Below are 7789 nucleotides of genomic sequence, written 5' to 3'. Positions count from 1 at the left end.
GGCGGGGGCGACGCTCGCGGTGCGCCCCGCGGCGTACTACGGCCTGGGTGGCCCCGACGTCGCGGCGTCACGGCGGGATGCCGTGGAGGCCGTGGTGGCGGACCTGGCCAAGGGGGGCGGGGCGGCGCTCGTCTGCTCGGGGCTGCTCCTCGCCGGCGCCTGGTGGCTGCGGCGGGCGGTGTGCCATGGCCGACCGAGGGCGGGGCGGGGGGTGGGGGACGCCGGGCGACCGGACCCCGCCGTGCGGGAGACTCCCCAGCGTTGAATCCTTTCACTGGCGCAGCGGCCGCCGTAGGCTCCCGCGTGTTCCCTTCGGAGAGAGCAGTTTCCGCGGATCGATGACGAGGGCATTGACAGTGGTTCGCCCCGCCCCTAGCTTCGCTCGTTGAAACGTTTCATGTCGTCGAGCGGAAACGGGAGCCCCTCATGGCAGCCGGACCGGAGGTACGGGCAGCGCTGCGGGCGCAGACCGTCGAGACGCCGTCGTGGGCCTACGGCAACAGCGGCACCCGGTTCAAGGTGTTCGCCCAGGCGGGAGTACCGCGCACGCCCCAGGAGAAGATCGACGACGCCTCCCGCGTCCACGCCCACACCGGCGTCACGCCCTCCGTGGCGCTCCACATCCCCTGGGACCGGGTGGACGACTACGCCGCGCTGGCAGCGCACGCCGCCTCGCGCGGGGTGCGGCTGGGAACCGTCAACTCCAACGTCTTCCAGGACGACGACTACCGGCTCGGTTCCGTCACGCACCCCGACCCCGCGGTCCGCCGCAAGGCCCTCGGCCACCTGCTGGAGTGCGTGGACATCATGGACGCGACCGGCTCCCGCGACCTGAAGCTGTGGTTCGCCGACGGCACCAACTACCCGGGCCAGGACGACATCGCCGCCCGCCAGGACCGCCTGGCGGAGGCGCTGCGGGCCGTGTACGCGAGGCTCGGCGGGGACCAGCGGATGCTGCTGGAGTACAAGCTCTTCGAGCCGTCCTTTTACACCACCGATGTGCCGGACTGGGGGACCGCCCACGCCCACTGCCTGGAGCTGGGCCCGAAGGCCCAGGTCGTGGTCGACACCGGCCACCACGCGCCGGGCACCAACATCGAGTTCATCGTCGCGTTCCTGCTGCGCGCCGGCAGACTCGGGGGGTTCGACTTCAACTCCCGGTTCTACGCGGACGACGACCTGATGGCCGGCGCCGCCGACCCCTTCCAGCTCTTCCGGATCATGCACGAGGTGATCGGAGGCGGCGGACTGGGAGAGCAGACGGCGTTCATGCTCGACCAGTGCCACAACATCGAGCCGAAGATCCCCGCGGTCATCCGCTCGGTGATGAACGTGCAGGAGGCCACGGCCAAGGCGCTGCTGGTGGACCGCCCGGCGCTGGCCGCGGCCCAGACCGACGGCGACGTGCTGGCGGCCAACGCGGTGCTGATGGACGCGTACCACACCGACGTCCGACCGCTGCTCGCCGAACTGCGCGCGGACGCGGGGCTCGACCCGGACCCGATGGCCGCCTACCGCCGCTCCGGCTGGGCCGAGGCCACCGTCGCCGAGCGCGCCGGCGGCACCGCCGCCGGCTGGGGCGCCTGACACCCCCGCCCCGTCGTCCCCCCGCCCCGAACACGGGGCGGCATCGGCCCACCCCGCGCCACGCCGGCGCGCCGACCGCGAAAGAGCCACCGGACGCATGACAAGCGAGACCACCGCAGCATCGACCGCCGCCTCCGAACCGCCGCGCGCCGTGGCCGAGCTCATCGCCCGCTCCCACCGCCTGGGCGCCGACCCCCGCAACACCAACTACGCCGGTGGAAACACCTCCGCCCAGGGCGCCGCGACCGACCCGGCGACCGGCCGGGACGTCGAGCTGCTGTGGGTGAAGGGCTCGGGCGGCGACCTCGGCACCCTCACCGCCGACGGTCTGGCCGCGCTGCGGCTGGACCGGCTGCGGGCCCTGGTGGACGTCTACCCGGGCGTCGAACGCGAGGACGAGATGGTCGCCGCGTTCGACCACTGCCTGCACGGCCGTGGCGGCGCGGCCCCCTCCATCGACACCGCGATGCACGGGCTCGTCGAGGCCCCGCACGTCGACCACCTCCACCCGGACTCCGGGATCGCGCTCGCCTGCGCGGCCGACGGCGAGGAGCTGACCCGCCGGTGCTTCGGCGACCGCGTGGTCTGGGTGCCGTGGCGGCGCCCCGGCTTCCAGCTGGGCCTGGACATCGCGGCGGTCCGTCGGGACAACCCCCGCGCCGTCGGTTGCGTCCTCGGCGGCCACGGCATCACCGCCTGGGGCGACACCAGCGAGGAGTGCGAGGCCAACTCGCTGGAGATCATCCGGACGGCCGCCGACTTCCTCGCGGAGCACGGCCGCAGCGCCCCCTTCGGACCTCCGCTGCCCGGGTACGGCGCGCTGCCCGCGAGCGAGCGGCGCGAGCGCGCCGCCGCCCTCGCCCCGGTCCTGCGCGGTCTGGCCTCGACGGACCGGCAGCAGATCGGCCACTTCGACGACGCTCCCGCGGTGCTCGACTTCCTCGGGGCCACGGAGCACCCGCGGCTGGCCGCGCTCGGCACCTCCTGCCCCGACCACTTCCTGCGCACCAAGGTGAGACCGCTGGTCCTCGACCGGCCGGCCGACACCCCGCTGCCCGAACTCCTCGACCGGCTTCGGGAACTCCACGCCGCATACCGGGAGGAGTACCGGGCCTACTACGAGCGTCACGCGACCCCCGACTCGCCCCCGATGCGGGGCGCCGACCCCGCGATCGTGCTGGTCCCCGGGGTGGGCATGTTCTCCTTCGGCAAGGACGCCCAGACCGCCCGGGTCGCCGCCGAGTTCTACCTGAACGCCGTCAACGTGATGCGGGGCGCGGAGGCGGTCTCCCGCTACGCGCCGATCGAGGAGTCCGAGAAGTTCCGCATCGAGTACTGGGAGCTGGAGGAGGCCAAGCTCCGGCGGATGCCGCCGCCCGCGCCGCTGGCGGGACGGGTCGCCCTGGTCACCGGAGCCGGCTCCGGGATCGGCAGGGCGATCGCGCACCGCCTCCGCGCCGAGGGCGCGGCCGTCGTGGTGACCGACCGGGACGAGGCGGCGGCGGTGCGGGTCGCCGGCGAACTCGGCGGACCGGACGCGGCGGTGGCGGTGCCGCTGGACGTCACCGACGAGAGCGGGATCGCCGCGGCCTTCCGCGCGGCCTCCCTCGCGTACGGCGGCGTCGACCTCGTCGTCAACAACGCCGGACTCTCCGTCAGCAAGCCCCTGGCCGAGACCACGGCGGACGACTGGGACCTCCAACACCGCGTGATGGCACGCGGCTCCTTCCTGGTCTCCCGCGAGGCGGCCCGGGTGATGACCGCCCAGGGGGTCGGCGGGGACATCGTCTACATCTCCTCCAAGAACGGCGTCTTCGCAGGACCCAACAACATCGCCTACGGGGCGGCCAAGGCCGACCAGGCGCACCAGGTGCGGCTGCTCGCCGCGGAACTGGGCGAGCACGGCATCCGCGTCAACGGTGTCAACCCCGACGGCGTGGTGCGCGGGTCCGGCATCTTCGCCGGCGGCTGGGGCGCGCGGCGCGCGGCCGTCTACGGCGTGCCGGAGTCCGAACTCGGCGCCTTCTACGCGCAGCGCACCCTGCTCAAGCGCGAGGTGCTGCCCGAGCACGTCGCCAACGCCGTCTTCGCGCTCACCGGCGGCGACCTCAGCCACACCACCGGGCTGCACGTCCCGGTGGACGCCGGGGTCGCCGCCGCGTTCCTGCGGTGATCCCGCTCGGCGGCGCGCTCGCCTGCGCGCCGCCGAGCGGCCTCGTCCGCCGCCCAGCCGTCCCGCCCGCCGTCCAGGGAGCCATCCGTGTCCAGCCACCGCCGCCCCGCCCCGCCCGCCGCGCGTGACGGCGACGCGACCTTCGCCGCGGTGGACCTCGGCGCGTCCAGCGGACGGGTCGTCCTCGGCAGCGTCCGCCCCGACGCGGACGGCCCGGACGCGCTGGTACTGCGCGAGGCGCACCGCTTCCCCAACCGGCCGGTCGAGGTACGGGGGACCCTGTACTGGGACGTCCTCGACCTCTACCGGGGTGTTCTGGACGGGCTCCGAGCTGCCGGCCGCCTCACCGGCGGGGCGGGGCCCGCCGGGGTCGGCATCGACGGCTGGGCGGTCGACCACGGCCTGCTCGACGAGAACGGGAACCTGCTGTCGAACCCGGTGCACTACCGCGACGGCCGGGTCGCCGGGACCCGGGAAGAACTGGAGGCGCTGCTGCCGGCGGCGGAGCTCTACGCCGCGACCGGCATCCAGCACCTGCCCTTCAACACCGTCTACCAGCTCCTCGCGACCCGAGGCACCCCGGCGTTCCGGGAGGCCCACCGCGTGGTGCTCCTGCCCGACCTCATCAGCTACTGGCTGACCGGCCTGCTCGGCACCGAGCTCACCAATGCCTCCACCACCCAGCTGCTGGACCCGCGCACCGGCGACTGGTCGCCACGCGTCACCGAGGCGATCGGGCTGGACACCTCGCTGTTCCCACCGCTGCGGCGGCCCGGGGACCCGGCGGGGGAGCTGCTGCCCGAGGTCCTCGCCGGGACCGGACTGCCGGGCCCCGTCCCCGTGACGACCGTCGCGTCCCACGACACCGCCTCAGCGGTGGCGGCCGTCCCCGCCGCTTCGCCCCGCTTCGGCTACATCGCCACCGGGACCTGGTCGCTGGCAGGTGTCGAACTCGACGCTCCGGTGCTCACCGAGGCGAGCCGACTCGCTAACTTCACCAACGAGTTGGGCCTGGACTCCACTGTCCGTCACCTGCGCAACATCATGGGACTCTGGCTGCTGGAGGAGTGCCGCCGCACCTGGGAGGCGGAAGGCCCGCCCGCGCCCCTCGCCGACCTGCTGGCGCAGGCGGCCCTCGTGCCCGGGCCCGGCCCCGTCGTGGACGCCGGCGACCCTGCCTTCGTCGCACCCGGCGGGATGCCGGCACGCATCGCGGAGGCGTGCCGTCGCGGCGGACAGCGCGCGCCGCGCGACCGCGCGGAAACGGTGAGGTGCGTCCTCGACTCACTCGCCCTCGCCCACCGCGAAGCGATCGCGGACGCCGAACGGCTCTCGGGCCGCACGGTGGACGTGGTCCACGTGGTCGGCGGCGGCGCCCGCAACGAACTGCTCTGCCGCCTCACCGCCGATGCCTGCGGCCGGCCTGTCGTGGCGGGGCCCGCCGAGGCCGCCGCTGTCGGTAACGTGCTCTGCCAGGCGCGGACGGCGGGCATCGTCCCCGGGGGACCGGACGCCGGGCGCGCGCTGCTGCGGCGGGCGCTGCCGCTGGTGCGGTACCGACCCCGGGGCAGCGGGGCGGACTGGCAGCGTGCGGCCGAACGCGCCGCACAGACCCGGAAGGAGCGGTGATGCGCGTTGCGCTCTTCGTGACCTGTGTCAACGACACCCTCTACCCCGCCACCGGGCGCGCCGTCGTGCGGCTGCTGCGCCGTCTCGGGGTGGACGTCGAGTTCCCGCAGGACCAGAGCTGCTGCGGCCAGCCGCAGTTCAACACCGGCTACCGCCGCGAGACCGAACCGCTGGCGCTGCGGTACGCGCGGGCCTTCGCCGAGTACGACCACGTGGTGACGCCTTCCGCGTCCTGCGCGGCGATGGTCCGCGACAACTACCCACGACTGCGGCGGCGCGCGTCGTCGGAAGGCCGGCCGGGCGCGGCGGCGGCCCTGGAGGACGCGGCCGAGGCGGCCGGACGCACGGTCGAGCTGACCGAGTTCCTCGTGGACGTCCTCGGGGTGACCGACGTCGGCGCCTGGTTCCCGCACACCGTCACCTACCACCCGACCTGCCACGGGCTGCGCATGCTCGGCCTCGGCGACCGGCCGCGACGGCTGCTTGCCGCCGTCGAGGAGCTGGAACTCCGGGAACTGCCGGGAGCTGAGGAGTGCTGCGGCTTCGGCGGCACCTTCGCCGTGAAGAACGCCGCGGTCTCCGCGTCGATGGGGGCGGACAAGGCGGCGAGCGTCACCGCCACCGGTGCCGAGGCCCTCTGCGCGCTGGACAACTCCTGCCTGATGCACATCGGGGGCACCCTCAGCCGCGCCGGTTCGCCCACGCGTCCGCTGCACCTGGCGGAGATCCTCGCCGCCACCCGCGCCGAACCCCACCGACCGGAGGCGCCGTGAGCCCCGTCCACCTGGGAATGCCGCCGTTCCCGCGCGGTGCCGAGACCGCCCTCGGCGACGCCACGCTGCGCGGCAACCTCCGCCACGCCACCCACACCATCCGCGACAAGCGCGCCCGCGCCGTCGCGGAACTGCCGGACTGGGCCGAGCTGCGGTCCGCCGGCGCCGCCCTGAAAGACCGGTCGCTGCGCCACCTCGACCGCTACCTGACGCAGGCGGAGGCCGCGATCACCGCCGCCGGCGGTCGGGTGCACTGGGCCTCGGACGCCTCGGCGGCCAACCGGATCGTCACCCGCCTGGTCCGCGACACCGGTGAGCCGGAGGTCGTCAAGGTCAAGTCCATGGCCACGCAGGAGATCGAGCTCAACGAGGCCCTGGAGGCCGCGGGGATCGCCGTCCACGAGACGGACCTCGCCGAGCTGATCGTGCAGCTCGGCGACGACCTCCCCTCCCACCTGCTGGTGCCGGCGATCCACCGCAACCGGTCGGAGATCCGCGACATCTTCCGCGAGCGGATGGCGGACCGGGGCCGCCCCGCCCCCGAAGGGCTGACGGACGACCCCCGCGCGCTCGCGGAGGCCGCCCGGCTGCACCTGCGGGAGAAGTTCCTGCGGGCACGGGTCGCCGTCTCCGGCGCCAACTTCCTCATCGCCGAGACCGGCACCCTCGTGGTCGTCGAGTCGGAGGGCAACGGCAGGATGTGCCTGACACTCCCCGACACCCTGATCTCCGTCGTCGGCATCGAGAAGGTGGTGCCCACCTGGCGGGACCTGGAGGTGTTCCTCCAGACGCTGCCCCGCTCGTCCACCGCCGAGCGAATGAACCCCTACACCTCGACCTGGACCGGCGTCACCCCCGGCGACGGACCGCAGAGCTGCCACGTCGTCCTCCTCGACAACGGCCGCACCGACGCCCTCGCCGACACTGTCGGGAGGCAGGCGCTGCGCTGCATCCGCTGCTCGGCCTGCCTGAACGTCTGCCCCGTCTACGAGCGCGCCGGCGGCCACGCGTACGGATCGCCCTACCCCGGCCCGATCGGCGCGATCCTCACCCCGCAGCTGCGCGGCACCACCGGGGAGCTCGACGCCTCACTGCCGTTCGCCTCCTCGCTCTGCGGGGCGTGCCACGAGGTCTGCCCGGTGGCGATCGACATCCCCGAGGTCCTGGTCCACCTGCGGGAAAGGGTGGTCCAGGGCGGGCCGGTCACGCTCGGCGGGCGGCGCTTCCGACAGCCGCCGGCCCCGGGCCACCGCGGGGAACGCGCGGCGATGCGCGCCGCCCGCCTGCTGCTGGACCGCCCCGCGCTGCTGGCACGGGCCCAGTGGGCCGCGGGCCGTGTCCGTCACCACGTACCCGCAAGGCTGCCGGGCGCCGGTCGGGAGTGGACCGACACGCGGGACGCGCCGCGACTGCCCGAGCGGAGCTTCCGCAGCTGGTGGCGGGAACAGGAGACGTCCGCCGGTGACCGCGCCGCGCCTCGCCGCGCCGACCTCGCCGCGGGCGGCCCCGGCTCCCGTACCGGCGGCCCCCGTGACCCCGCCCCTCCGTTGCCGGAAGCCGACGGTCCGCCGCCCGGCGAGGGCCCGCCACCGGCGGCCGACGGTCCGCCGCCCGTCGCCGTGCCGTC

Annotated in this window: 6 protein-coding genes; all 6 read left to right on the top strand. The window is 74.7% G+C overall.

Annotated features, from left to right (window positions below):
* The coding region (locus HCJ92_RS20245) for a hypothetical protein (protein ID WP_167935046.1) at nucleotides 1-265 on the top strand (265 nt) is incomplete at its 5' end.
* Between the two features lie 161 nt (nucleotides 266-426).
* Entirely contained in the window at nucleotides 427-1587 is a 1161-nt protein-coding gene (gene rhaI, locus HCJ92_RS20240; protein ID WP_167935045.1) for an L-rhamnose isomerase, read from the top strand.
* A gap of 97 nt (nucleotides 1588-1684) precedes the next feature.
* The gene (locus HCJ92_RS20235; protein WP_167935044.1) at nucleotides 1685-3760 is read left to right on the top strand and encodes a bifunctional aldolase/short-chain dehydrogenase; all 2076 of its coding nucleotides are present in this window, start codon (nucleotides 1685-1687) and stop codon (nucleotides 3758-3760) included.
* 87 nt (nucleotides 3761-3847) lie between these two features.
* Nucleotides 3848-5389 carry an FGGY-family carbohydrate kinase gene (locus HCJ92_RS20230; RefSeq protein ID WP_167935043.1) on the top strand — a complete coding sequence of 514 codons (1542 nt, stop codon included), beginning with the start codon at nucleotides 3848-3850 and terminating at the stop codon, nucleotides 5387-5389.
* Nucleotides 5389-6162: a (Fe-S)-binding protein gene (locus tag HCJ92_RS20225; protein WP_167935042.1), complete on the top strand. Its 774-nt coding sequence runs from the start codon at nucleotides 5389-5391 to the stop codon at nucleotides 6160-6162. The genes HCJ92_RS20230 and HCJ92_RS20225 overlap by 1 nt, the downstream gene beginning before the upstream one ends.
* Nucleotides 6159-7789: lactate utilization protein B (locus HCJ92_RS20220; RefSeq protein ID WP_338054288.1), on the top strand; the 1631-nt coding region annotated here is incomplete at its 3' end. The genes HCJ92_RS20225 and HCJ92_RS20220, both read left to right, overlap by 4 nt.

This window comes from Streptomyces spiramenti (assembly GCF_012034385.1).
GTDB classification, from domain to species: Bacteria; Actinomycetota; Actinomycetes; order Streptomycetales; family Streptomycetaceae; genus Streptomyces; species Streptomyces spiramenti.
This window is presented reverse-complemented; position numbering and strand designations above follow the sequence as displayed.

What these genes read in the sequence shown, in the direction of transcription:
- HCJ92_RS20225 (WP_167935042.1), top strand. Translation starts at nt 5,389, where the DNA reads ATGCGCGTTGCGCTCTTCGTGACCTGTGTCAACGACACCCTCTACCCC.
- rhaI (WP_167935045.1), top strand. Translation starts at nt 427, where the DNA reads ATGGCAGCCGGACCGGAGGTACGGGCAGCGCTGCGGGCGCAGACCGTC.
- HCJ92_RS20235 (WP_167935044.1), top strand. Translation starts at nt 1,685, where the DNA reads ATGACAAGCGAGACCACCGCAGCATCGACCGCCGCCTCCGAACCGCCG.